Below are 24,760 nucleotides of genomic sequence, written 5' to 3' on the forward strand. Positions count from 1 at the left end.
CATCAAACCTAAATTCAATTTTCATCAATCCTATTTTATTAACATCACTTCATCTGAAAGGAGATTTAATTCATGAGCCAAAGTAGTTCGAAAACAATCAAAAACACAACATCAAATGTCATTTTATACAGCACATTAGATTGCCAACTGTGCGAAGCCGTAGAAGATCGCCTGAAAGCGGAAAATATTACTTATGATTACATTGATATCGTGCACGATGATAAATTAGTGGAAGCATATGGCTGGTTTATTCCGGTGATTCAATGGCAAGATGAAGTCTTTAAAAGTCCGCTTGATTTGGATGCCATCATCGCTAAAATCCAGTTTTCTTTACCCATTATATGATTGCCTTAGACTGATTCTTAACATCGTTGTTTATTCAGATCATCAAGATGCAATGCCCCCATTCATTTAAGAGATATCCCTATATATTTCAAATACCTTAAATGAATACCTCATAAACTTCTATAAATTCAACAATATATCATCAAAAATAAAAAATGTATTTATAGAAATTCTATATAATTACAAGTATTAGTTATAAATATTATTAGATAACAAATAATACAACAAAATAATATATTCACAGGAGTTCAAATATGAAAAAAATGATGTTAAATACACAAAAAAAAGGATTATCTGTTACACAGTTTTTAAAAACAATAAAACAGCCGTGGGGGGGATTTATAAATAAAAAAGATATGCTACAAGAACACATTAATGATAATAATATCCTCTCAGAAAATGAGAATATTCATCCATCTCTAATAGGTTTAACCGTAGATTATTTAACACGAAATATAATTTTCAACAATAAGGAATCTATTTTTAAAGTATCTCTATTAGGTGCACTATTGGTTAGTGAATCAAAGAAAGCAGAAAACTTCTTAAATGAGATTGATATCCTTGATACTAAAACAGTTAAAGCTTGTTTAAAACTAGCTGGGTATGATGTGGCATATAGAGCTGGAGCACTTTTATTTAAAGGAGTTGATAACATTGAACCAAATGAAGAAACTATAAGTAATATAATAATTATGGTTAATCGTTCTGTTTCTTTTTTTAAAAACAAAAAAGTTATTGATTATGGAATGACGTTTGATGGAGCATATACTAAAAACGTATCATCTGGAGATGCAGATTATTTAACTGAGGATACTATATGGGATATGAAAGTATCTAAATCTGAGCCAAATAAAGATCATACTCTTCAATTAATAATATATTTATTATTAATGAATCAATCCATAAATTATAAGGATAACCTAATTGAAAAAATAGGGATTTTTAATCCTAGAAAAAACACATCTTATACTTATAAAGTAAAACATCTAAATCCAGACATACTAAAAACTATATATGACCTAATCAACCACTAATACCTATATACAGTATTATTGTAAAGCTTATAGAACTATGAGAAAGTTTTTTGTATGTAGTTTGATGCTCTTTCTTTTAAAATTATTTAAAAAAAGCAAGATACCTCTATTATTAACTGTCAACAAAAAATCCTAGGCATAGTTTTCATCTACCTCTAAAGAAGCAAAAAATAAATAAAAAGTATCCACCAGTATTTAAAATCACAATATTGCAATAATTTATCCACCAAAAGAATACATTTATGTAATAATTAACTTCTTATTTCTGCTTCCACCATTTTAACGGATGCGATTCGCACCAAAATGAGGCACTCATGTTAATTGATCTCTATGTTAAAAACTTTGCCATTATCAATGAAATGCAATTGGATTTTTCGCCCAATTTAACGGTGATTAGTGGTGAAACAGGCGCCGGAAAATCCTTAACAGTGGATGCATTATCTATTGTGCTCGGCGGGAAAACAGATGGTTCTGCGGTTTACCAAGGCGAAGATCAAGGGGAAGTGATTGCCACTTTTGATATCTCCAAAGTACCGAGAGCAAAAGCATGGTTAGCAGAAAACTCCATCGGTTTTGATGATGATCTCTGTATTTTACGTAGGGTAATTTCAAGCTCCGGCAGAACGCGCGGATTTATTAATGGCAGATCAATGCCACTTCATGCGCTCAAAGGTTTGGGCGAACGTTTAGTGGATATTCATGGGCAACATGCGCATCAATCTCTAACCAGAGCCAATGCTCAGCGCCATTTGGTGGATCAATATGCCGAAATCGTGGAAGAAGTTTCTGAACTAGCAACTTTTACAAGAGAGTTGCAAAGTTTAGAAACAAAGCTCAATGAGCTTAAAAACCGTGATGAAAGCACGCAAGATCGTATTAATTTTCTCAAATTTCAGCTCGCAGAATTTACCAATCTCAAACCACAAGAAGGCGAATGGGAAGAGGTCAATGCACGCTTTGATCATCTCAATAATTTTGAGCTACGCATCTCGGCGATTGAAGAAGCCGTCAGTTACCTCAATCATGATGAGCACGGCATTACGCGCCAGTTAGCGCAGTTAGAGCAATCTCTGCAATCCATTGAAAACTTTGATCCAAGCGTAAAAGGCGTGAGCGAAATGATCGCCAATGCCCTGATTTTATGTAGCGAATCTGAAAATGAGCTCAATGCCAAAGTTGATCATGATGGATTTGATGTGGAAGAGATGCGCCAAGTGGAAAATCGTATGCAAGAGCTTAATAGTTTAGCGAGAAAGCATCGAATTGATCCTGAAAACTTACATATCAAACAGCACGAATTAGAAACAGAACTAAAATCCCAAGATGTGTCTGAAGAAGAGATTGCCGAGCTTGAAGCGGTGATTGATAAAATGAAGCATTCTTGGCAATTAATGGCTGATGAAGTAACGCAAAAACGCTTAGAAGCCATTGATGAGCTGAATGTAAAAATTACCGATTCTATGCAAGGTTTAGCAATGGATGGCGGAAAGTTTGCTATTAATCTTCAGCCGAACGTTCCTTTTCATCCTTACGGCAATGAAGCCGTGGAATTTACGGTATCTGCAAACCCAGGTCAACCTCTGCAAGCCCTTGGAAAAGTTGCTTCCGGCGGGGAACTTGCTCGAATCAGCTTAGCGATTTCCGTCATTTTAAGTATGAAATCTTCGCTCTCAACATTGATCTTTGATGAAGTCGATACCGGCGTTGGTGGCGCTGTTGCCGAGATGATTGGTCGTCATTTACAAGAACTCAGTGTTGGCAGACAAGTTTTCTGCGTTACCCATCTTCCGCAAGTAGCAAGCTTTGGACATCATCACTTTGTTGTCGCAAAAACAAAAGGCGAAACAGAAACGAAAACACAGATCAAAAAGCTCAATGAAAAAGGCCGAATCGATGAAGTCGCACGCATGCTCGGCGGAGTAAAACTCACAGAAGCCACTTTTGATCATGCAAAAGAGATGATTGAAAGCAATCGAGCTAAGTAATTTATTCGATACAAACAATTTCTATAATGCTCTTATAAGCAGACTTAATATTCGGAAACAAGACTGAGAAAAATGAGCGATCCTAATATGCGGGCGCAGGATCGTTAGAAGCATGCAAGCATTCCCTCCCGCCACGAATCAGCTTTCAAAATCAAGCACACATCTTGAATAAAGATAGTAATGGAAAATGATAGAGAAAGTGCTAGAAATAAATAGCTTCGGCTTAAAAATCTCAAAGAGATTAAAACTGCGGGCGTGCGATTACTAAAAGCGTGCAAGCTTTCCCTCCCGCCACGAATCAGCTTTATAAGCTACAACGGCCTATATCATATGAAAGATTGCTAGAAGGAAACCTACAATTTGTGTGTTTGAATTTTAAATCCTAAATCTCGATATAAACGATAACGGTTTCGGCTCTCTTCTAATACTTGCGGATCTTGCGTGATCACTTCAAAAACTCGTTTGAACTGCCCTTCTTTTACGGCATCTGCCACAATCGGATGGATATTGAGTAATAGCGAGCGATTTTCTAAATCCCACATCTTATCGGCAAGATAGATAAAATCATATTCATTAATATCTTCTTCCGTTTCAATGAGCGCATGCGGTAAAAACTCGATATTCGGCACTTCCCAAAGCTTCCGATCAATACCTTTGAGCATCTCCATATCATCACTATAAAGAAGCGTTGGCTCATTCGCTTCACATGCTTTTTCTAGCAACTTAATCAAGAGCTTTTCTCGTGAAGCTTCGTTACTTGTTGGCAATACATAAAAACTGACTTCAACCATATTTGTATTCAAAATCCTTCACTTAAGTTCATTGACAGAGCAATTGATGACAACGATAGATTTGTAAGAATACTTCATCTTTTCATCAAACCTACTTTAATTCACGAATATCTGCATTTTTTATCGTTTAACTGTAAAATAGTACCATTTAAATTCTGGAAAAATAAGCAAACAATGAAATTTGAACTTCTCAAGACAGATGGCACAGCGCGCCGTGGTCGTATTACTTTTGAACGTGGCACGATTGAAACACCGATCTTCATGCCGGTCGGCACAATTGCAACCGTAAAAGGGGTTACTCCACAAAACCTCAAAGATATGAATGCCCAAATTATCTTAGGCAATACTTTCCATCTTTGGTTAAGACCGGGTCTTGATGTGATTCGCGCTCATGGCGATCTTCATGATTTCATGCAATGGGATAAACCTATTTTGACAGATTCCGGCGGTTTCCAAGTATTCTCGCTCGCAGAACTTCGTAAAATTGAAGAGAAAGGCGTGACTTTCCGCTCTCCTTTTAATGGCGAAAAACTCTTCTTAGATCCTGAAAAATCGATGGAAATCCAACGTGTTTTAGGCTCAGATATCGTGATGGCATTTGATGAATGTACACCATATCCTGCAACCTATGAGCAAGCGAAGACTTCCATGGAACTTTCTATGCGCTGGGCAAAACGCTCTAAAGATGCGTTTGTGGAAGGAGAAAACCCGAATTCTCTCTTTGGAATCGTGCAAGGAAGTATGTTTGAAGATTTGCGTGAGCAATCTTTAGATGCGCTGACTGAGATCGACTTCAATGGTTATGCCATTGGCGGACTCGCTGTCGGCGAGCCAAAAGAAGAGCGTGATCGTGTGCTTAAATTCTTAGACCCAAGAATGCCGAAAGATAAACCTCGCTACTTAATGGGCGTCGGTAAACCTGAAGATCTGATCGAAGGCGTAAAACGTGGCGTTGATATGTTTGACTGCGTTATTCCTACTAGAAATGCCAGAAATGGACATCTCTTCACACGCTTTGGCGATATTCGTATTAAGAATACGCGTTACAACTTAGATACAAGACCGCTTGATGAAACCTGTAGCTGTTACACCTGCCAAAACTTCTCAAGATCTTATCTGCGTCATCTGATTCGTACAAAAGAACTTCTTGGTGCACATCTTGCAAGTATTCATAACCTGCATTATTTCCTATGGCATATGCAACAAATCCGTGATCATATCGATGCCGGAACATTTGATGAATATTATCAGCAGTTCTATAGAGAACGCATGATGGTTGATGAAGAAAATCGTTAAGCCGATAAGGTGTTAGATAGATATTCGAGATAAATATTCGAAATGGAAGGTTACAGATAAATGAAGCTCATTGATCGCTATATTCGCCGTGAGATATTGTCCACATTCGTGGCTGTTCTTTTGGTGTTAATCGCAATTCTGCTCACTCAGCGTCTTGCGTTCTATCTCAATCAGGTGATCAATGGCACATTATCTCAGTCGGCAGTATTCTCACTCTTAGGCTTACAAATTGTTCGCTTTGTTACAGAACTTCTGCCTCTAAGCTTCCTTCTCGCATCTATCCTAGCCTTTGGCAGACTCTATAAAGATAGTGAAATGACGGCATTCTATGCACTTGGAATGCCGGTAAAGCGTTTATATAAGATTCTGTTACAAATTGGCACGCCTTTAAGTATCCTCATTTTCATTCTCAACTTTTGGGTTGTGCCAGAAGTGGCTCAAATTCAAGAAGTTGTACTTAAAAAAGCAAGAGAAGATGCACAACTTACAATCTTAAAACCCGGTGTTTTCCAAGAATTTGCAAGAGGAAAACATACGATTTATGTTAAATCTATCAATAGCAAAGATGGTGTTTTAGAAGATATTTTCATTAAAACGAATGAAGCGAATGGTTCAAATATCATCACGCTTGCAGAGCGAGGTTTACAAGAAATTGATGAAAATAACACTCGATTTATTATTTTAGAAGAAGGCTCTAGAACCACCCAACAGGCAGATTTATCAGAGGTTATCTATTTTGATACTCTACGAATTCGCCTAGATACAAGCAGTGCAGATTCTTGGCCGAAGGCCATTGCATGGAGTGCTACCGATGTTATTTTTGGTAAAAGTGTCTTAGAAAAACGGGAATTTCAACGTAGGCTTTCAGGATCCATTGCGATCTTCCTCTTAATCCTCATTATCCCGGCATTATCACATTCCAAACCTCGCCAAGGCCGTTTTAATAAACTAATTTTTGGCGTCATATTTTATGTGATCTATTTCAATCTTCTCGGAATGGGATCATCGTGGATAAAAAGCGGTAAAATTCATCCTGATATTGGGTTGTGGGGAATACAATTGATTGTCTTTCTCATCGCTTTTTATATCTATAAACGTTACAACCGATCGCTGTAGCGATAAATTTCGACGAGGACTTTATGCTAAAAATCGATCAATATACTTTTAAGACATCTCTCTTATTTACCCTATTTTGTCTCTTATTATTACTCATCATTGAGTCATTTTTTACATTTCTCAATGAACTACAGGATATTGGTGAAAATAATTACCAATTGACGGATATGCTTCTCTATATTTTCTACGATATGCCGGCAAGAATATATAGAATATTTCCAATGGCACTACTCCTTGGTATCTTATTAGGCCTTGGGCAACTCGCTAGCTACAATGAATTAACCGCGATTAGAACGGCAGGTTTCAGTAAACTAAGAACCCTTCGTGGCGCTATTTTCACAACCATCATTTTAAGTATTGCTATTGTTGTTATTGGAGAATTCATTATTTCTCCAAGCCATGATCTGGCCTTAGAAGCTAGCCAGAAAAGCAGATCTAGTAAGGGTTTTTGGGCAGTAGATGGTAATGCGATTATTGAGATAAAATCTATTGAAAATGATGATCTCCAAAATATTACGGTATATCAAATCAATCAGAATACTTTAGAAAGTATTACCCAAGCACCTCAAATGCACTTATCAAACCGTGAATGGTTAATGCCACAAGCAACGGAAATTATTTTCACGAAAAATCTTGTATCGGTAGATCATATTCAAGATCAGGTTATTGAAACTCATATCGATGAATCAGCCCTCACGGCTCTTATTAGCGATCCTGAATATCTCTCAGCTAGAAGCCTTTGGCGTTTTATTGGCTATTTAGAACAAAATAATCTTGATAGTAGTGAATACCGATTAGCTTTTTGGGCAAAAATATTTAATCCTCTCACCAATATCTCCATGATATTGATTGCGGCACCTTTGGTATTTGCCCAACAACGCCGACAAGGCATTGGTGAAAGGATCTTAATTGGCGTTATTTTAGGATTGATTATCTATCTGACAACGCAAATGCTGGGGCACTTTATCTTAATTTCAGGATTCCCACCGCTTCTTGGAGCACTGTTCCCAACAATTCTAGCGATTGGAATTGCTTATATACTCTTTAAGCTTCTTCCATAAAAAAAAGCGATCACTAATCTGATCGCTTTTTCATATTGTCTTTTCATATATCTACTATTAGTAGAATCCATAAAGTTATGGATTCATAAAATACTTTATAACTGAATACTTTTAACTCTGTACGTAAGGATGAATGATACTTTCTAGCGTTTTTCGTATTTGAAGCACTAGATTTTCATCCGCTATTGTTTCAATATTCACTCGTAAATAGTTTTCTGTATTTGATTTTCTAACATTAATACGAGCATTTTCTAGCCGAATACTTAAACCATCCATCTCATCCATACTAATGGCTTCTGATTGATACAAATTACGAATATCTCCCATCAATTGCTCAGGAGATGTGACGATATAATTCAGCTCTCCACTACAGGGATATGCCGTTCTCGCATCCGCAACAAGCTCTCCCAGCGATTTAGACTGCTGTGCAATCAACTCTGATATCAGTAAGAAAGGGATCATTCCCGAATCACAATAGTAGAAATCTCTAAAATAGTGATGCGCACTCATTTCCCCGCCGTAAAGTGCGTTCATTGCTCGCATTGTTCTTTTCATCGGAGAATGTCCGCCTGAAGAGATCTCGATCTTTCCTCCAGCGTTTAAAATCGCCGATTCGCTATTTAATATTTGTCTGGTATCGATCACAATGGTTTCATGAGAATACGCTTTCAATAAAGCTTCACTCATTAATCCGACAATATAAGAGCTATCGATAAACTCGCCCGTTTCATCAAAAAAGAAACAACGATCAAAATCCCCATCCCACGCAACACCAAAGTCTGCTTGGTGCTTTAAAATCGCTTCTTTAGTATCTGCTCTTCTCTCTACGATTAGAGGATTAGGCACTCCATTGGGAAATGAGCCATCCGGTTCATGATGGACTTTAATGAGTTCAAATGGTAGATAAGGCTCTAAACGATCTAATGTTTCGCCGGCACAACCATTACCGCTATTACAGACGATTTTAAGCTTTCTAAATAATGAATCTCTCAATGTGTCATCTTTAAAAAAACTAGGCACAAAACTCAATAACTTTTGCAAGTACGCAGATCGATCCCTATTTTCAATCAATCGTCCTTTTTGTGAAGCTGTTACAAAGTCATTCGTTAAAATACGATCTTTTAAAAGGATTAATCCCGTATCTAAACTGATGGGTTCGGCACTTTTTCCAACCAATTTAAAGCCATTATGATTTTTAGGATTATGGCTTGCCGTAATCATAATGCCACCATCAGCTTGATGATATGCCGTATTAAAATAGACCTCTTCTGTACCACAAATGCCAAGCGAAATGACATCACAACCCGCATCTATAATACCAGCGATTAACCTTTCAAAAAGAATCGGCGAGCTTTCTCGAATATCTCGGCCGACAATCATCGATTTTGCTTGATATTCAGACACAAAAGCAAGACCTAGCTTATAAGCTAGGTCTTCGTTAATATCTCGCGGATAGACGCCGCGAATATCGTAAGCTTTAAATGCTTTCATTATTAATCACTTCAAATGAAGTAGAATTATTTTATTTAAAATAATTTAAATAATTCTACAATCGAGAACTAATCAAACGGGTCTACGATCACTAATGTTTCGTTACGATCCGGACCTGTTGAAATAATATCTACCGGCACTTTCACTAACTCTTCAAGACGTTTAATGTAGTTTTGAGCCGCAACTGGTAAAGCATCAAATGACATAATACCTACTGTGCTTTCAGCCCAACCTGGCATTGTTTCATAGATTGGTTCACATCTTGCAAAGTTCTCTGCGCCATAAGGAGGATAGTTGACAACTTCTCCATCAAGGTTATAGCTCGTACAGATTTTAACTTCATCCATGCCATCTAAGACATCTAACTTCGTCAAGCAAAGACCTGTTAAGCTATTAATATCAATAGAACGTCTAAGTACCGGCACATCAAACCAACCACAACGGCGCGCTCTTCCTGTTACAGAGCCAAACTCATGACCACGCTCTGCTAAACCTTGGCCAACTTCACAGTTTAATTCTGTTGGGAAAGGACCAGATCCTACGCGAGTAACGTATGCTTTTACGATTCCTAATACATAATCAAGCGCTAAAGGACCAACACCTGTTCCTGTTGCTGCGCCACCTGCTGATGTATTACTAGACGTTACAAATGGATAAGTACCATGATCGATATCTAAGAATGTGCCTTGTGCACCTTCAAACATCACTTTCGCACCTTTGTCTCTTAATACTTTAAGATCGTAAGATACGTCTGATACTAATGGTAATAAACGCTTCGCAAGTTCCATTGTATCGTTATAAACTTTATCAACAGACAGCGCTTCTTTACCTAAGTAATTGACGAGCATAAAGTTATGATATTCCATCACAGCTTCAAGCTTTTGACGAAAGACTTCTGGGTAGAAAAGATCCGCAACACGAATCGCTCTACGCGCAACTTTATCTTCATAAGTAGGACCGATTCCACGACCTGTCGTACCAATCTTATTTTTACCAAGCTTCTCTTCACGTGCTTGGTCAACTGCCACATGATATGGCAATACAAGCGGGCAAGCTTCAGAGATTTTAAGACGCTCATCGACATTAATGCCACGGCTTAAAAGCTCATCCATTTCACTTAAAAGTGCTTCTGGTGAAAGAACAACGCCATTACCAATATAGCAGGTAACATGTTCACGCAAAATTCCTGATGGAATCAAACGAAGTACCGTCTTTTCTCCGTTAATTACAAGTGTGTGCCCAGCATTATGGCCACCCTGAAATCGAACTACGGCTACAGCTTTATCCGTTAAAAGGTCAACAATTTTCCCTTTACCTTCATCGCCCCATTGCGTTCCGATAATAACAACATTATTACCCATGTTAAGTTTTTCCTCATGAAAATGAATAAGGCGCTTCTTGAAATAAGACGCCTTAGTTTAAAAATTCTAGTATCTATTTTTGCTGAAAGTGCTTAAAGAAATCACTATCAGGATCGAGAATCAAGAGATCGCCACTGTTTTGGAAAGCATTACGATATGCTTCTAAACTACGATAGAAAGAGTAGAACTCAGGATCTTGACCATAAGCATCTGCATAGATTGTTGCAGCGCCGGCATCTCCTTCCCCTCGGATTTTTTCAGATTCTTCATATGCTTTTGCAAGTAAAATCACTCGATTACTATCCGCTTCTGCAACCTTTTCAATGTACGCTGCTTCCCCTTTCGAACGAAGCTCAGTTGCCACTCTTTCACGTTCTGTTCTCATTCGTTTAAAGACGTTGTCTGTTACATCATCCGGTAACTCAACACCATTAATTCGGACATCAATGATCTCAACGCCATACTCTTTTGCTTCTACTGCAAGTGCGACTAAGATTGTTTTTTCAATCTCTTGTCTTACCGTGTTGTTTAAGTCAATTTCACGGCCTGCAATGACAGGAATCGCATTCTCTTTACTACGAATCACGATTTCAACATCTTCCGATTGAATATTCTCAAGTGTTTCAGGATCAAGCGCTAACGCATCACTTGGTTTATCCACAATGATCACATTATCTTTATTCGCAGGATCTGCCGACTTATTCGCAACCGTTCCACCCACAACCGTTTGAACATCTCGCTTACCGAATGCGGCTCTAAAGTTATTTTTTACAATAGGTTCAAATAGACGGTTAAATACACCGGGATTTCCTGTCACTTTTTGATAGTACACCTCAGGATCCATGACGCGCCATTTGATAAATGTGTCAACGATCAGGTTTTTCTTTTCTGATGTTAAAAATGGCTCTGGCGGTGTATCTAATGTTTGAATTCTTGAATCAAACACTCGAACATTATCAATAAATGGCATCTTAAAATAGACACCCGGCTCATCATAGACTGCAACAATTCGTCCAAAACGAAGTTGTAATCCTTTTTCCCACTCTTTCACGATTACCAAAGAACTACTCAAGATCACAAGAGCGATAATAATAATCGGTAAAATTACTCGCGTTAAAATTCTCATATTTTCTCTATTCCTCTACCAATTAACGGGTAATTCGTGAACGGCTTCTTAAATCGCCATCGTTACTGTTACTCGGCTGTACCTGAATAGCTGGCTCTGTTTGAGTTGCCGGAGGTGTGACTACAGGCGTTGGAGCTACTGGTGTTTTATCTAGGCTTCTTGGCGTAGCGTTCGCGCCACCAACCATTTTATCTAAGGGTAACATCATGAGATTATTGCTATCAGAACCCATATAGAGCTTATTGCTGTTTTGAAGCACTTCTTCCATATTCTCAAGATAGAGACGCTCACGTGTGACGTTTGGAGACACTTCATAGGCTTTATAAAGTCTATTAAATCTTTCCGCTTCCCCTCGGGCTTGCGCCATTTTACTTTCACGATAGGCTTCTGCTTGTCTTAATACTCGCTCAGCTTCCCCTCGTGCTTCTTCATGAACCTTACTCTGATACGCATTCGCTTGGTTAATACGGCTCTGCTCATCTTCACGTGCACGAATCGCATCCGAGAACGCGCCTTGCACTGCAGCAGGAGCCTGCGCATCTTCCAAGTTCACGTTGGTAATCACAAGACCAATTTCGTAGTTGTCGATAATGCCTTGTGCAAGCTCTTTCACTTCTTGCATTAATTGTTCACGTCCGTCTGTCAAAATATCATCTAACGATGTTTGACCCACACGCTCACGAGTTGCACTATCCACAACTTCTTTTAATGTCTTATCAGGATCGACTGATGCAAACCAATATTGTGAAGGATCATCATTATTGATCTGATATTGCACTTCAACGCTCACATCAACGAGGTTTTCATCTTTCGTTAACATTGCCGCACGGCGATTCCCTTTTGCAACTGAACCAATTTTTTGTGAGAACCGACGCTGAATGTCAATAATACGATGATCCCCAATCGGACTTGGCAAACGCCATCTTAATCCTGGATCTTTCGTTGTATGATATTGACCAAGGAGTAATTCTACCCCTTTCTGTCCGGCATCAATGGTATAAAAGCCTGTTGCAAGCCAACCACAAAGAAGTACAGCGCCACCAAGTGCGATAAATTTCCCGTAGCCACCTCGATGATGGCCTTGACCACCTTTTCCACGAAATGCGCCACCTATTTTCTTAAAGATCTCATCTAAATCCGGACCTGAGCCATTACCTTGTCCATGTGGTTTTTGTCCATCATTTCCTGATGGTCCACCTTGACTATCTTTTGGCTCTTGCCAAGCCATCTCTAAGTTATTTTTTCTCATTTAATCCCTTTGACTACAGATCTTATCGAAATTTCATAGTTTCAACTCGACAAGATACCAATTTTTTACCTATTTTGCACCTATAGATATCGTTCGAAATAGCTTGATGCAAAAGGCATCTCTTTCAAAAGCCGTTTTAGTCGATACTTCGCAATATAAATATCTAACTCAAACTCCCCTTTTTCGCCAAATGTTTCATTTTTCACAGCATCTAATGCATAAAGCTCTGCTCGAAGTCGTCCTTCGCTTGGTGGAAGGGTAACTATCATTTCCAAATGATTTTGCTGAAAATGGGAAGCGATTCCTTCTAATAAAAGATCAATCCCTTGATTCTCTAACGCAGAAATCCACACGGATTTCACTAAGCCTTTTTCATCTTCAAGCACATGTGGAGAAAGTTCAGGATTGAGATCTATTTTATTAAAAACCTGCAATCTCGGCACTTCATCTGCACCAATTTGCTCTAACACATTACTGACTTCTCGTAGTTTTAATTCTCTTTCAGGATCAACCGCATCAATCACTTCAAGTAATAGATCCGCTTCCACCGCTTCTTGTAAAGTCGATTTAAACGCTTCAACGAGATCATGGGGAAGTTTTGAAATAAAGCCAACCGTATCAGCAAATACTACGCGCCCTACATGTTCAATTTCAAACCCTCGATGTGTTGGATCTAACGTTGCGAATAGTTGATCTTGCACATATACGCCGGCATTCGTTAAGAGATTAAAGAGAGAAGATTTACCGGCATTGGTATAACCGACTAATGCAATGGTGGGCACTTCGTTTCGCTCTCTCGAAATACGCCCTTGATGACGCATTTTCGTAACCGTTTCCATACGCTTTTTCAACTGACGAATACGATCGCTAATCACTCGGCGATCCATCTCTAATCGAGTTTCACCAGGACCACGAAGCCCAACGGCGCCACCACGTTGCTGAGAAAGATTGGTATGTTTACGAACTAATCTTGTGGAAAGCCTTGTCAACTGTGCCAATTCCACTTGAAGTTTTCCTTCAAATGTTTGTGCTCTTTGTGCAAAGATATCTAAAATTAATCCTGTTCGATCTACAACTCTTACACCGCACAAAGCTTCTAAATTTCGATTTTGGCTTGGCGTTAAATCATGATTTATCAAAACCACGTTCGCATCATGTTGTTTGATCGCTTCGCAGACTTCATCTGCTTTACCCGTTCCCATAAAATATTTATGGTGTGGCGTTTGTCGAGTGCCGGTAATGCACTCTTCTATTGTGACGCCTGCTGAAGTAACAAGTTCTTTAAACTCAGCCAAATCGCCATCTTCGCTTTCCGGCATTACTAAAGAAACAATAATCGCTCTGTCATCAGAATGACTAAACTCTTCTATTATGTGACTCATTATTTTGAGCGTAACCTCATAAAGTTCATGTTTAAGATTTTTTAAAAGAATATTGAAAGAATACCTATTCTTAAATATCTATTCTTTTAACATCACAGGCTTGCCGGCATTTAAACATCATGGCATTTTTTCATACCAGTACATTTTAATTCCTTAACAACCTAATTTTTAGAAAAACAACACTAAAACTCTATCTTCTTTCAAATGCCGTCTTTGATTGGCGACGAAAGAAGATAGAAAAATTGAAAATTTCAATAAAAGTGATCTATACAATAGAAGCGATATCGATATGAAGATTACTCTTCTGAGCTATCTTCCGAATCAAGTTCTGTACCAAGATTCACATTTCTTGCAGGAACGATGGTTGATACCGCATGTTTATAGATCATTTGACTGACGTTTGATCTGAGTAAAATTACAAACTGATCGAAAGACTCGATCTGACCTTGTAATTTAATACCGTTAATCAAAAAAATAGATACAGGAACGCGCTCTTTGCGTAGTAAATTTAGAAAAGGGTCTTGAAGAGATTGCATTTTTGCCATTGTTTATTTCTCACTTATTTATTTTTATCGTTCAACATGATGAGTTGTTTATTATTTTTATAGCCTACGCTACAAGAAAATTGACTCAATTTTACCACACTTGCGCTTCAATCTTTCTAAAGCATCACTGTATAAGTATAATTCATTTATCAAGTGAGCGATAAATTAGTTTTAAGCACCTTGTAAAAAGCATAAAAAACTTTGATCTTCATAAACAACGATCATCTCTCATAGAGTTGTCGGATGATATGAACCGCTCTATACTCTCAAGCTATCTGATAGATAATAATCTCTCTTAATTAATGTATTTTAAAGGATTTTCTTATGACTTTTAAAGCGCTCTTCCTTGATCTAGATGGCACAAGCCTCAATAACGACAATGCTCTCTCGCCGGCGCTACAAGAGATTCTTTCCACACTTAAATCTAAAGGAATCCACATTATTTTTAGTACCGGTAGAAGTTTCGCCGGTGCACTGCCATTCTCTAAAGCGATTGGCGGTACGGAATATATGATTAACTACAATGGTGCCCGAGTATTTGATTTCAAGAATGACCAGGTTATTCATCAAGCAACCTTGCCGAAAAGAACCATGAAGCAAGTCTTCGAGTTTTCTAATGAATACCAACATTCCCCAATTTTTTATCATAACAATATCATCTATACGAAAGATGGCATTCCGCATCATTACACTTGCCCTGGCGAGCGATTTGAAGTGTTAGACCCGCATCATGACTGGGAGAATGAAACTGTCACAAAAGCGCTCTTTGTAATGCCGGAAACAGATATCCCAAAACACCTCAATATTGCTTATGACTTCTTTGATGAAGCTTCTGTATCAACCTCGGCATCGACTTACTTAGAAATTATGCCGAAAGGGATTAATAAGTCTGTCGGTGCTCAGCATGTTTTAGAAGCATTAAGCATCGATCCAAAACATTGTGTTGCTTTTGGCGATCAACTGAATGACTTTGAGCTTCTCTCTTTGGTGGGTAATCCTTACATTATGGGAAATGCAACGCATCAATTAAAAGAGCATTTCCCAGATCGGATTATTGATAAAAATATTCATGATGGCGTTGCCAAAAAGCTCGACAAACTCTTTGAATTAAAATATTTTTAATTTTTGATCTATTCTTATCTACATTTATCCGTTTGTATCTGCTTTTGTTTTTTAAGTAATATTCACTCATCCGATTTCAAAACGAAGATCTTTTATGATGAACAACTATAAAGTGCTTGCCCGTAATATCTCCATAGTATTTGGCATTCTGTTACTCATTCCTATCGGTGCATGGCTCAGCAATTGGCACTGGAATTCAAATCAAAGCTATACGTCGATCGATTTTCTCCTTTTTATCGTGACAGAAACAGGTTCTGCACCTTATTTTGCGCTCATCACATCGCTCCTATTCTCAATCTGGCTCAGCATGCGTTGTAAACTACTAAAACATCATTGGGTGATGATCTTTATGAGCGTATTGATTTTGCAAGGAAGTACCCAAATTATTAAAAGTGCAATCAAGACATTATTAGAAGAACCTCGACCTTATATGGCATATATCGTCGAAAAAGGGGTTGAGATTGAACCATTCTATGAACTCCCTCGCAAAGAACGAAGCATTGTTATTCAGGAAGCCTTAGCGGAAGATTCCACAACACCAAAATGGCTCCAAAATCATTGGCAACATGAAACCGGCTACTCTTTCCCTTCAGGGCATACGATCTTTGCCGTAATGTGGGCGTTTATTATTGTAGGATTTTTATCAAGAGAAAAAGATCCTAAAACACATCTCGCAATGATCATTATGACTGTATGGGCAGGATTAATGATGATTAGCCGAATGCGATTAGGGATGCATTTTCCTATTGATCTTTTTGTCAGCACCATCATCGCTTATTTGATCGCACTATTTTTCTTTTACTTTTTAGCAAAAAGAGATAGTCTAACGAATGATGTATTTCACGAAGTAGCTCCTACAAAACAAAAAGTTACCCTAAAAGGTAGCGAAAAATAAGAAAAGAGAAGATTTATTTACCTTGTTATTTTTAGCATTTTTTTATAAAACTAATAAATCATTACTAATTTCCATTAAAAATATCTTTAACTTATAAAATACAAAAGGTTTTAACTAATTTAGAAGATTACTTAATTTTAAAATATAGGCGTTGCTAATATTCAATAAAACAACAATAAAAGAGGACTATTATGCTATTTTTACTTTCTCCAGCAAAAATCTTGGATGAACATACTCCACCTCCTATCACGAGTTTAGAAGAACCTAAACTTTTGGATCAGTCACAAATACTCATTGATATTCTTCGCAACTATTCTGCCGAAGATATTCAAAATCTCATGAAAGTATCTGATCGTATCGCTGAACAGAACGTAGAACGATTCAAGGCATATCAAACACCTTTCACATCTCAAAATGCGAAACCGGCACTTTACCTCTTCAACGGCGATGTGTATCAAGGCTTATCTGCTTATGATCTGCCGGAACCTTGCGTTGAGTTTCTAAATCGTCATCTTGCGATTTTATCTGGACTTTATGGCGCAGTAAGACCTTTAGATTTAATTGCACCTTATCGTCTTGAAATGGGAACGCCATTACCGAATGAGCGTGGGAAAAACCTGTATGAATTTTGGGGAGATTTAGTCACTGAATACCTCAATACTCGTATTGATGAAATTGATGCCAAAGTTGTGATTAATCTCGCTTCTAATGAATATTCAAAAGTGATTAAACCTGAAAAACTAAAAGCACGTATCGTGACGCCAATCTTTAAAGACTTCAGTAACGGCGAATATAAAGTCATTGGCGTTTATGCGAAAAAAGCGCGCGGACTCATGACGCGCTTTGTGAGTGAAAACAACATTACAGATCTTCAAGAACTTAAAAAGTTCAACCAAGAAGGTTATGCATACAAACCGAATGATGTTACCGGAGAAATTGTTTTTATTCGCGGATAAGTCAGCAGATAATAAGCGGATAACAGCGGGAGTAACCCAATATCACAAAAGATAAAAAGCTTGATAGACAATGAAATAATCTTTCATCTGCCTATCAAGCTTTTTGTTTCCACAATATTATTTCTGCATTTTGTTGTATCATATTTTCAAACATACAGCACAAGGCTTCTGAAATACGGGGCTGATTCCATTGCCGTTAATTATTACCTTACTATTTAGGATGACTTATTATGCAAAATGAGAACAATCTCCTCTGGATTGATTTAGAAATGACCGGCCTTGATGAAGATGTTCATCATATTATTGAAATCGCCTCGATCATTACTGATAAAGATCTCAACATCTTAGCGGAAGGTCCTAACTTAGCGATTTATCAACCGGAAGAAATTTTAGCGTTGATGGATGATTGGTGCCAAACAACTCACGGGAATTCAGGCTTAACGGCTCGTGTTCAGGAAAGTAAAGTATCCGTAGAAGATGCCATGCTTGCAACAATCGAGTTTACAGAAAAATGGATTCCCGCAGGAAAATCACCACTATGTGGCAATAGTATCGGCACGGATCGTCGATTCCTTAAAAAATATATGCCGGCTCTCGATGAGTATTGTCATTACCGCAATATCGATGTGAGCTCATTTAAAGAAGCCGTAAAACATTGGTATGATGATGCAAAAACCTATGAGAAACAAAACACCCATTTAGCATTAGATGATATTCGTGAATCCATCAATGAATTAAAATTCATTCGTGAAAACTACTTCAAATAATGGCATTCTCATAGAAACTTCTCATCTTGTATCAGATGACTTGTATTCTGGCCTTTACGACTAGATAACTAGTAAGCATATGTTAGGGATATTCTATCTTTTCCTTTTTAATTGCAGAATATCCCGAGGATTTAACTCATGAAACCAAAAATTACGATTAAAACGCCATGGCAATTTCTCGCTTCCGGATTTGGCTCAGGACTTTCGCCAGTTGCTCCCGGCACGATGGGAACATTGATGGCACTTCCCTTTTGGTTTCTCTTTGCCAATTATTTGCCTTTATGGGCATATATACTCATCATCATCGTTTCAACCATTCTCGGCATTGTGATTTGCCAAAAAGCAAGCGATGAACTTGGCGTTCATGATCATGGTGGCATTGTTTGGGATGAATTTGTAGGATTGTGGATAACCCTTCTTTTCGCACCGGTTTCTTGGACTTCAGCGATTTTAGGGTTTTTAATCTTCCGCTTCTTTGATGTATTGAAACCTTGGCCTATTAAAGTTGCAGATCAAAAAGTCAGCGGGGGGTTTGGGATTATGATCGATGACATCATTGCCGGCATTTTCTCCCTCATTGTTTTACAAGCTATTTTAAGATGGGTTCTCCCACTTTTTTAACGAGCTTCCTATAAAATTGGTATGCAAAAACATTCCAAGAAACAAGAAATCATTCGTTATATAAAAAAAGCCTTGTATCAGAAAATCAAAACTGACAAACAAGCGCTCATTATCATTACGATATTTAGTCTTATTTTAGTAATGTCGTACATTACTCCCGAATCTAAATTCGTTTCAAAACAACAAGCTCAATCCTCTCTAAAGGATCAATTTCTTGATTGCACCCTGCGCAGAGTCATTGATGGAGATACCATCATCGTGTATTGCCCTTCTACGAATCTTCAATCAATGAATATCCGGATTTGGGGATTAGATGCTCCTGAAATGGGACAAAAACCTTGGGGCGAGTATTCCCAACAAACATTAATTAAGATTTTCCAAACCAACAATCGTGATATTATCAACGTCAAAATAATAGATATTGATCAATATAATCGTTATGTTGGTCAAATATTTATTAATAATAAAGCAATTGATGTAGGATTAGAGTTAATCAAACAAGGTTTTGCGGTGGTTTATAAGCAATATAATCATAATCCGCAATACCATGCATGGGAAGATCATGCTAGAGTATCTAAGTTAGGGATTTGGCAAACTAAAGGATCACAACAAGATCCATCCGCTTGGCGGAAAGTAAATCCGCTCTGAGAGAGGATGTCATAATATTTATTATTTTTTGTAAATGAGCTAAAAATCATGATAACGCTTGATAAAAACACTATTTATATTGATGGGGATTGGACACTCGCCAACCTTCAAGGTATCCAAGCGGCAGCTGATCAGTTTAAGTCTCAGACGCTAAATAATACCGATTTCATTGTCGATGGATCAAAACTGACTAATATCGATACGATTGGTTGCCAAGAGCTCTATATCGCTCTTGAAAGTATTCCTAAAACTTCAAAAATCAATTATCAAAATTTTGATCAAAAGAAGTTAGATCTCTATCTTTTTATTAAGTCTAAAATTGATGTTGCCGGCGTTCAGAAAAAAGCGCCGGTAGTTCATAACTCCCTATTTAAACAAGTTGGGGAATTTTCCGTAAAATCAGCAGAAGAAATCCATGATTTCATCGGGTTTTTAGGAGAAATCTCTGTTTTAACGTGTAAAAAAATCGTCACGCCATGGACCATCAAATGGGGAACCCTTTGGTCAAACGTTCAATCTGCCGGCGTTATGGCGTTACCGATTATTGGTTTACTGAATTTTCTGATAGGTGCCGTTATTGCTTATCAAGCAGGTAACTTATTACAAATGTTCGGAGCGAGTATCTACATCGTAGATTTCTCGGTAGTTGCTGTGCTTCGTGTATTAGGCCCGCTATTAACCGCTATTATTATTGCCGGTAGAACGGGGGCTGCCTTTGCTGCCCAAATAGGTACAATGATGGTCAACGAGGAAGTAGATGCCCTTGTGACTATTGGAATAGATAAATATGATCAGCTAGTGCTACCCAAAATGTTTGCGCTTGCGATCTCTTTGCCGATATTGACACTCTTTGCAGATATCATGGCAATTTTCGGCAGTATGGTTCTATCCCTTTTCTATTTAGATATCTCTTTTGGAGAATATCTCACAACCATTCCAACAACCGTCACATGGCGTTCATTAATGGTCGGTCTTGTTCAAGCACCAGTCTTTGCGGTCGTGATTACTTTAGTGGGTTGTTATCAAGGTTTTAAAGTGGCAGGTGGCGCTGATAGTGTTGGACAACAAACAACGAAAGCCGTTGTTCAATCCATTTTCCTCGTGATTATCATTGTCGCAATCTTCTCAATCTTAATGCGTCATGTTGGACTATAAGGAGGAATCAATGACTAATTTAAATAACAGAACGACTCCTTCTTCTCCTGAATCAACCCAGAAAACAGCCATTCAATCTCAAGATGTCTCTACAGTAGAAGTCACTCCCATAACTACTCCTACTCAGGAGAAGTCTATTGCTACGGCGACTGATTCCACCGCTTCTGGCACAATAGATGGGACTGCGGATACAGTGGATAAAAATGTAAGTTCAGCAGAGAACTCTACTGATACAAGCACCGCGATACAAAAACCAACTATCACGGCAGATACTCCAGCTGACGACAAAGGTGAAGCGCAAACGGCTGTTTCCACTCCGCCAGTAGAAACAACAAATCCTGATACATCAGGGGTTACCCCCGATCCTTCAAAGCCTGTGGCAAATAGTAGCAACCAAGATCCTACTACGACCTCTGCGATGAGTGCTCAAGATATCTCTATTGAAGAAAATACGAAAGATCCTGCTAAATACCAAAATGCTGAGGATATTATCCGTATTGAACATCTCTACAATAGCTTTGGAACCCATGTCATTCATGAAGACCTCAATATGACTGTGAAAAAAGGCGAACTGATCGCTTTAGTCGGCGGTTCAGGTTCTGGAAAAACCACATTGCTCCGTAGCATCATCATGTTGCAAAAACCGGTTAAAGGACAAATATACCTGATGGATAAACCGGTTTGGGGTTCCTCCTTTCAAGCAGAACAATCTTTAAGAAAACAATTTGGAATGCTCTTTCAAAGTGGCGCTCTTTTTAGTTCATTAACGGTTTTAGAGAATATAATGGTGCCATTACAAGTCCATACAAAATTGAATAAAAAAGATATGGAAGAAGTCGCGATGCTCAAACTCACGCTCGCGGGCTTACAGCCGCAGGCTGCCAACCTTTTACCAAAAGATATCTCTGGCGGAATGATTAAACGCGCAGGATTAGCGAGAGCACTTGCGCTTGATCCTCAGCTTCTATTCTTAGATGAACCCACAGCAGGTCTTGATCCTGTATCTGCTAGTGAGTTTGATCAGCTAATGAAACAGCTCAAAGAATCTTTAAATCTTACAGTTGTGATGGTCACGCATGACCTTGACTCTATTTGGGCAATTTCTGATAGAGTCGCTTTTTTAGGAAACAAGACCCTACTTGCATGCGAACCTATTCAAGATCTTGTCAATGATACTAATCCTTTAATTCAACATTACTTCCAAGGTCCGCGTGGCCGAGCAGCGGGAGAGGCATATGGAACACAAATTTAATTACACAGTCGTTGGGGTATTCGTCCTCGGTTTTCTAGCTTGTTTAATTGCACTAATCATCTGGCTGACAAGCGGTTTTGAGAATGTCAGTACTGTTGAATATAAAGTTATTACAAATGAATCAGTATCTGGGCTCTCTGTAAACTCTCCTGTTGATTACAAGGGCGTGAATGTCGGAAAAGTCGCATCTATGCAACTAGATGATACTGACCCAAGCTTTGTAACGATTTTCCTGAATATTGATGTTGGTACTCCTATCAAAAAAGATACGACAGCCGTGTTAATGGGACGTGGTATTACAGGTTTAATTAATGTTAGTCTTACAGGTGGCACAGTGGCTGCAGGCCCTCTATTACCGACTAAAGTAGATCCTATTCCAACGATTCAAAATGGCGCTTCTCTCTCTAGACGTTTAGATGATGCTCTCAATAATATCACTCATTCTTTAACGGATCTTTCCAACAAAATGGGCACGATACTCACGACTCAAAACATTAACCATTTTAGTCAAATCCTCAGTAATACTGACATCTTTACTGCAGATCTTGCTCAAGCGGGCGGTAAGTTTAATACTTTGACAGATGAAACCACGGAAACAATTGCTGCGATTAAACCGCAAGTAGAAGAAGCTGCGAAATCGATTGCTTCATTTGCAGACTTCTTACAAGGATCAACTCAAGAGTTAGAACTATTGGCGGGTAAATTAAATATCTCTTTAGATGCCGCTCAAGCTACCCTTAGCTCATGGGACAGTTTAGGACAAGAGGCTGATGGAAACTTACAAAATATCTTCCCGGCGCTTGAAAATGCACTCTATAACTTCTCTCTCTTTATGCAAGAATTAGAAGCACAACCTAACTCCCTGATTCTTGGAAAACCAAAACAACAAGCAGGTCCTGGAGAATAGTGATCATAGATCAATCACAGCTCGATATACAGCACCATCATTTTATAAAAACATGGATGTGTTATATCGACTGATTACAATCAATCATACAACATTAATCATTAATACCGCCTTAGTTCATAAGGAGATGACTCAACATGAATCTTACAAAAAAAATTACTTTCATCACTGTCTTAGCACTATTTTTGACTGCCTGTGCTTCAGCACCGGTAAAGAAAAGCTATATTTTATCAACAGATACCCAAAACATCATTGCGAGTGATGCTAAGTTACCTTCTCTTTCTATTTCACAAATTAGATCCCTCAATAAGCTATCCACAGATATGCAATATAGTCGCTCTAAAAATGAAATAGAGAGCTTCACAAAAAGTGATTGGGTAGCTCCACCGCCACAAATGTTGCAAGCGGCTATTACGCAAGATCTAGAAGCTCGTAATCTCTTCCAATATGTTGTGATGGCACCCAATAGTGTTTCTACACAATATCGATTAGATGTCACAATTATTGAAATGAACCAATTCTTTAATGAAGCAGATAAAAGTAGCCACGTTGTTTTAAAACTTCAGGCAAGACTTGTGAATAATAGTACAAATCGTATTATTCGCTCCATCAGCCTTTCAAAGCAAGAGCCTAGTACAACCTATGATGCTGAAGGTGGCGTGATCGCTTATAACAAAGCGTTACAATCTATTGCAGATCAACTATCACAAAGCCTTTCTCAAAGCGCTCGCCGATAAAAATACACTCAATGTTTGAAACACTATTTCAATACCTCCCAAAACCCAACTTACAATCTTACCTACCTCTTCAGTTTCACGATGAGCAGATTGGTTGGGTTTATCGGGAAAATCTCCCTGTTCTTCGTTATTTCCCACAACTATTTTTGATTGAACAAGAAAGGGTTATTTTTACAGCATATTTTCTTCAAAGCTCTTTTGAATCGAGAAACGAATTATTAGCAGAATTTTCCCTATTTCTTAAAAAAAACAGTATCGTCCAAAATTGGCGGGATGAAGCTTACGGCATCTATTATCCTAGTTCAGATCTTCAAAATGCACTCTTTACAATCGAGCGAGGTGTTGCACCATTTTTAGGGTTTAGAGTTTTTGGTGTCCATATTAATGGATATCAATATTCTCAAGAAAAAAAATCTATCGGAAAATTGTGGATTGCTAAACGCTCCAAGCTCAAATTTATTGAACCTCATAAATTAGATAATCTTGCAGCCGGCGGTTTAAGTTATGGGGAAAACCCACTAGAAACAGCAAAAAGAGAAGCCATGGAAGAGGCGAAAGTGCCGAAAAACCTTACTGAAAACCTTCACTTTATCTCGCATTTCAACTATCTTACCGAACATGAAAATACGATTCGTAACGAATGCATCTTTATGTTTGATCTGCCCTTGCCGGAAGAATTTACACCGGTCATTAATGATGGCGAAGTGGAAGATTTCTATCATCTTTCTCCCAAAGAAGTAGAAATCGCTCTGCTCGATGGCAATCGATTTAAACCTAATAGTGGTTTAGTCACACTGCAATTTCTTTTACGTAAAAATCTGACGAGCTTCAATATTGCAGAAAAGTCCTTTTTACGGCAAAAACTCGGGCTATAAAATACAGAGAACTTCTTGAAGATCATTAATCCATATACATATC

General features: G+C 38.2%; 24 protein-coding genes. 17 read left to right on the forward strand and 7 right to left on the reverse strand.

Annotated features, from left to right (window positions below; translation table 11 throughout):
• Positions 1-72 precede the first annotated feature (72 nt).
• From ACYSN2_RS05755 to recN, 3 genes are all read left to right on the forward strand, one after another.
• The gene (locus tag ACYSN2_RS05755; RefSeq protein ID WP_461749305.1) at positions 73-345 is read left to right on the forward strand and encodes a glutaredoxin family protein; all 273 of its coding nucleotides are present in this window, start codon (positions 73-75) and stop codon (positions 343-345) included.
• A gap of 254 nt (positions 346-599) precedes the next feature.
• A complete protein-coding gene (locus ACYSN2_RS05760) occupies positions 600-1,379 on the forward strand; it encodes a hypothetical protein (RefSeq protein WP_461749306.1) in 780 nt (259 codons plus the stop codon).
• Positions 1,380-1,693: 314 nt separating this feature from the next.
• Positions 1,694-3,364 (forward strand): DNA repair protein RecN, encoded by a 1,671-nt coding sequence (recN, locus tag ACYSN2_RS05765; protein ID WP_461749307.1) that lies wholly within the window; start codon positions 1,694-1,696, stop codon positions 3,362-3,364.
• 353 nt (positions 3,365-3,717) lie between these two features.
• On the opposite strand, the gene ACYSN2_RS05770 is transcribed toward recN, so the two are convergent.
• A complete protein-coding gene (locus tag ACYSN2_RS05770; protein ID WP_461749308.1) occupies positions 3,718-4,155 on the reverse strand; it encodes a DNA polymerase III subunit chi in 438 nt (145 codons plus the stop codon).
• A gap of 174 nt (positions 4,156-4,329) precedes the next feature.
• On the opposite strand from ACYSN2_RS05770, the gene tgt reads away from it, so the two are divergent.
• The 3 genes from tgt to lptG are packed head-to-tail and all read left to right on the forward strand — an operon-like array spanning position 4,330 to position 7,628.
• Positions 4,330-5,451 (forward strand): tRNA guanosine(34) transglycosylase Tgt, encoded by a 1,122-nt coding sequence (tgt, locus tag ACYSN2_RS05775; protein WP_461749309.1) that lies wholly within the window; start codon positions 4,330-4,332, stop codon positions 5,449-5,451.
• A gap of 60 nt (positions 5,452-5,511) precedes the next feature.
• Positions 5,512-6,567, forward strand: coding sequence for an LPS export ABC transporter permease LptF (gene lptF, locus ACYSN2_RS05780; RefSeq protein ID WP_461749310.1), 1,056 nt, complete (start codon positions 5,512-5,514; stop codon positions 6,565-6,567).
• Between the two features lie 23 nt (positions 6,568-6,590).
• Positions 6,591-7,628, forward strand: coding sequence for an LPS export ABC transporter permease LptG (gene lptG / locus ACYSN2_RS05785; protein WP_461749311.1), 1,038 nt, complete (start codon positions 6,591-6,593; stop codon positions 7,626-7,628).
• A 111-nt stretch (positions 7,629-7,739) separates the two neighbouring features.
• Here lptG and ACYSN2_RS05790 read toward each other — a convergent pair whose 3' ends face one another.
• The 6 genes from ACYSN2_RS05790 to hfq all read right to left on the reverse strand — a co-directional run bounded on the left by ACYSN2_RS05790 (position 7,740) and on the right by hfq (position 14,782).
• Positions 7,740-9,119, reverse strand: a complete 1,380-nt coding sequence (locus tag ACYSN2_RS05790) for a phosphomannomutase/phosphoglucomutase (protein WP_461749312.1) — start codon at positions 9,117-9,119, stop codon at positions 7,740-7,742.
• Between the two features lie 68 nt (positions 9,120-9,187).
• Entirely contained in the window at positions 9,188-10,480 is a 1,293-nt protein-coding gene (locus ACYSN2_RS05795; protein ID WP_461749313.1) for an adenylosuccinate synthase, read from the reverse strand.
• A 73-nt stretch (positions 10,481-10,553) separates the two neighbouring features.
• The gene (hflC, locus tag ACYSN2_RS05800) at positions 10,554-11,606 is read right to left on the reverse strand and encodes a protease modulator HflC (protein WP_461749314.1); all 1,053 of its coding nucleotides are present in this window, start codon (positions 11,604-11,606) and stop codon (positions 10,554-10,556) included.
• Positions 11,607-11,628: 22 nt separating this feature from the next.
• Complete coding sequence (gene hflK / locus ACYSN2_RS05805) at positions 11,629-12,855, reverse strand: FtsH protease activity modulator HflK (protein ID WP_461749315.1); 1,227 nt, start codon at positions 12,853-12,855, stop codon at positions 11,629-11,631.
• Positions 12,856-12,935: 80 nt separating this feature from the next.
• Positions 12,936-14,237: a ribosome rescue GTPase HflX gene (hflX, locus tag ACYSN2_RS05810; protein WP_461749316.1), complete on the reverse strand. Its 1,302-nt coding sequence runs from the start codon at positions 14,235-14,237 to the stop codon at positions 12,936-12,938.
• A gap of 296 nt (positions 14,238-14,533) precedes the next feature.
• Positions 14,534-14,782, reverse strand: coding sequence for an RNA chaperone Hfq (hfq, locus tag ACYSN2_RS05815; RefSeq protein WP_461749317.1), 249 nt, complete (start codon positions 14,780-14,782; stop codon positions 14,534-14,536).
• A gap of 324 nt (positions 14,783-15,106) precedes the next feature.
• Between hfq and ACYSN2_RS05820 the strand changes: the two genes are divergently transcribed.
• The 11 genes from ACYSN2_RS05820 (at position 15,107) to ACYSN2_RS05870 (ending at position 24,717) form a co-directional block, all read left to right on the forward strand.
• On the forward strand, positions 15,107-15,904 hold the full coding sequence (locus ACYSN2_RS05820) for a Cof-type HAD-IIB family hydrolase (protein ID WP_461749318.1): 798 nt from the start codon (positions 15,107-15,109) through the stop codon (positions 15,902-15,904).
• A gap of 94 nt (positions 15,905-15,998) precedes the next feature.
• Positions 15,999-16,799: a phosphatase PAP2 family protein gene (locus ACYSN2_RS05825; protein WP_461749319.1), complete on the forward strand. Its 801-nt coding sequence runs from the start codon at positions 15,999-16,001 to the stop codon at positions 16,797-16,799.
• A 191-nt stretch (positions 16,800-16,990) separates the two neighbouring features.
• The gene (gene yaaA / locus ACYSN2_RS05830; RefSeq protein ID WP_461749320.1) at positions 16,991-17,755 is read left to right on the forward strand and encodes a peroxide stress protein YaaA; all 765 of its coding nucleotides are present in this window, start codon (positions 16,991-16,993) and stop codon (positions 17,753-17,755) included.
• Between the two features lie 227 nt (positions 17,756-17,982).
• Entirely contained in the window at positions 17,983-18,522 is a 540-nt protein-coding gene (gene orn, locus ACYSN2_RS05835; RefSeq protein ID WP_461749406.1) for an oligoribonuclease, read from the forward strand.
• 138 nt (positions 18,523-18,660) lie between these two features.
• Positions 18,661-19,143 carry a phosphatidylglycerophosphatase A family protein gene (locus ACYSN2_RS05840; protein WP_461749321.1) on the forward strand — a complete coding sequence of 161 codons (483 nt, stop codon included), beginning with the start codon at positions 18,661-18,663 and terminating at the stop codon, positions 19,141-19,143.
• A 21-nt stretch (positions 19,144-19,164) separates the two neighbouring features.
• A complete protein-coding gene (locus ACYSN2_RS05845) occupies positions 19,165-19,791 on the forward strand; it encodes a thermonuclease family protein (RefSeq protein WP_461749322.1) in 627 nt (208 codons plus the stop codon).
• 48 nt (positions 19,792-19,839) lie between these two features.
• Entirely contained in the window at positions 19,840-20,946 is a 1,107-nt protein-coding gene (locus ACYSN2_RS05850; RefSeq protein ID WP_461749323.1) for an MlaE family ABC transporter permease, read from the forward strand.
• Positions 20,947-20,956: 10 nt separating this feature from the next.
• Positions 20,957-22,198 carry an ABC transporter ATP-binding protein gene (locus ACYSN2_RS05855; protein WP_461749324.1) on the forward strand — a complete coding sequence of 414 codons (1,242 nt, stop codon included), beginning with the start codon at positions 20,957-20,959 and terminating at the stop codon, positions 22,196-22,198.
• Positions 22,182-23,105, forward strand: a complete 924-nt coding sequence (locus ACYSN2_RS05860) for an MlaD family protein (protein ID WP_461749325.1) — start codon at positions 22,182-22,184, stop codon at positions 23,103-23,105. The genes ACYSN2_RS05855 and ACYSN2_RS05860 overlap by 17 nt, the downstream gene beginning before the upstream one ends.
• Before the next feature lie 137 nt (positions 23,106-23,242).
• Positions 23,243-23,842 carry an ABC-type transport auxiliary lipoprotein family protein gene (locus ACYSN2_RS05865; protein ID WP_461749326.1) on the forward strand — a complete coding sequence of 200 codons (600 nt, stop codon included), beginning with the start codon at positions 23,243-23,245 and terminating at the stop codon, positions 23,840-23,842.
• A gap of 11 nt (positions 23,843-23,853) precedes the next feature.
• A complete protein-coding gene (locus ACYSN2_RS05870) occupies positions 23,854-24,717 on the forward strand; it encodes an NUDIX hydrolase (protein WP_461749327.1) in 864 nt (287 codons plus the stop codon).
• The last annotated feature ends 43 nt before the right edge of the window (positions 24,718-24,760 follow it).

The sequence above is a fragment of the Ignatzschineria sp. LJL83 genome, from assembly GCF_054871845.1.

Excerpts from the sequence above, each read along its gene's own strand:
- ACYSN2_RS05755 (WP_461749305.1), top strand. The coding sequence starts at position 73 with ATGAGCCAAAGTAGTTCGAAAACAATCAAAAACACAACATCAAATGTC.
- ACYSN2_RS05760 (WP_461749306.1), top strand. The coding sequence starts at position 600 with ATGAAAAAAATGATGTTAAATACACAAAAAAAAGGATTATCTGTTACA.
- recN (WP_461749307.1), top strand. The coding sequence starts at position 1,694 with ATGTTAATTGATCTCTATGTTAAAAACTTTGCCATTATCAATGAAATG.
- ACYSN2_RS05770 (WP_461749308.1), bottom strand. The coding sequence starts at position 4,155 with ATGGTTGAAGTCAGTTTTTATGTATTGCCAACAAGTAACGAAGCTTCA.
- tgt (WP_461749309.1), top strand. The coding sequence starts at position 4,330 with ATGAAATTTGAACTTCTCAAGACAGATGGCACAGCGCGCCGTGGTCGT.
- lptF (WP_461749310.1), top strand. The coding sequence starts at position 5,512 with ATGAAGCTCATTGATCGCTATATTCGCCGTGAGATATTGTCCACATTC.
- lptG (WP_461749311.1), top strand. The coding sequence starts at position 6,591 with ATGCTAAAAATCGATCAATATACTTTTAAGACATCTCTCTTATTTACC.
- ACYSN2_RS05790 (WP_461749312.1), bottom strand. The coding sequence starts at position 9,119 with ATGAAAGCATTTAAAGCTTACGATATTCGCGGCGTCTATCCGCGAGAT.
- ACYSN2_RS05795 (WP_461749313.1), bottom strand. The coding sequence starts at position 10,480 with ATGGGTAATAATGTTGTTATTATCGGAACGCAATGGGGCGATGAAGGT.
- hflC (WP_461749314.1), bottom strand. The coding sequence starts at position 11,606 with ATGAGAATTTTAACGCGAGTAATTTTACCGATTATTATTATCGCTCTT.
- hflK (WP_461749315.1), bottom strand. The coding sequence starts at position 12,855 with ATGAGAAAAAATAACTTAGAGATGGCTTGGCAAGAGCCAAAAGATAGT.
- hflX (WP_461749316.1), bottom strand. The coding sequence starts at position 14,237 with ATGAGTCACATAATAGAAGAGTTTAGTCATTCTGATGACAGAGCGATT.
- hfq (WP_461749317.1), bottom strand. The coding sequence starts at position 14,782 with ATGGCAAAAATGCAATCTCTTCAAGACCCTTTTCTAAATTTACTACGC.
- ACYSN2_RS05820 (WP_461749318.1), top strand. The coding sequence starts at position 15,107 with ATGACTTTTAAAGCGCTCTTCCTTGATCTAGATGGCACAAGCCTCAAT.
- ACYSN2_RS05825 (WP_461749319.1), top strand. The coding sequence starts at position 15,999 with ATGATGAACAACTATAAAGTGCTTGCCCGTAATATCTCCATAGTATTT.
- yaaA (WP_461749320.1), top strand. The coding sequence starts at position 16,991 with ATGCTATTTTTACTTTCTCCAGCAAAAATCTTGGATGAACATACTCCA.
- ACYSN2_RS05840 (WP_461749321.1), top strand. The coding sequence starts at position 18,661 with ATGAAACCAAAAATTACGATTAAAACGCCATGGCAATTTCTCGCTTCC.
- ACYSN2_RS05845 (WP_461749322.1), top strand. The coding sequence starts at position 19,165 with ATGCAAAAACATTCCAAGAAACAAGAAATCATTCGTTATATAAAAAAA.
- ACYSN2_RS05850 (WP_461749323.1), top strand. The coding sequence starts at position 19,840 with ATGATAACGCTTGATAAAAACACTATTTATATTGATGGGGATTGGACA.
- ACYSN2_RS05855 (WP_461749324.1), top strand. The coding sequence starts at position 20,957 with ATGACTAATTTAAATAACAGAACGACTCCTTCTTCTCCTGAATCAACC.
- ACYSN2_RS05860 (WP_461749325.1), top strand. The coding sequence starts at position 22,182 with ATGGAACACAAATTTAATTACACAGTCGTTGGGGTATTCGTCCTCGGT.
- ACYSN2_RS05865 (WP_461749326.1), top strand. The coding sequence starts at position 23,243 with ATGAATCTTACAAAAAAAATTACTTTCATCACTGTCTTAGCACTATTT.
- ACYSN2_RS05870 (WP_461749327.1), top strand. The coding sequence starts at position 23,854 with ATGTTTGAAACACTATTTCAATACCTCCCAAAACCCAACTTACAATCT.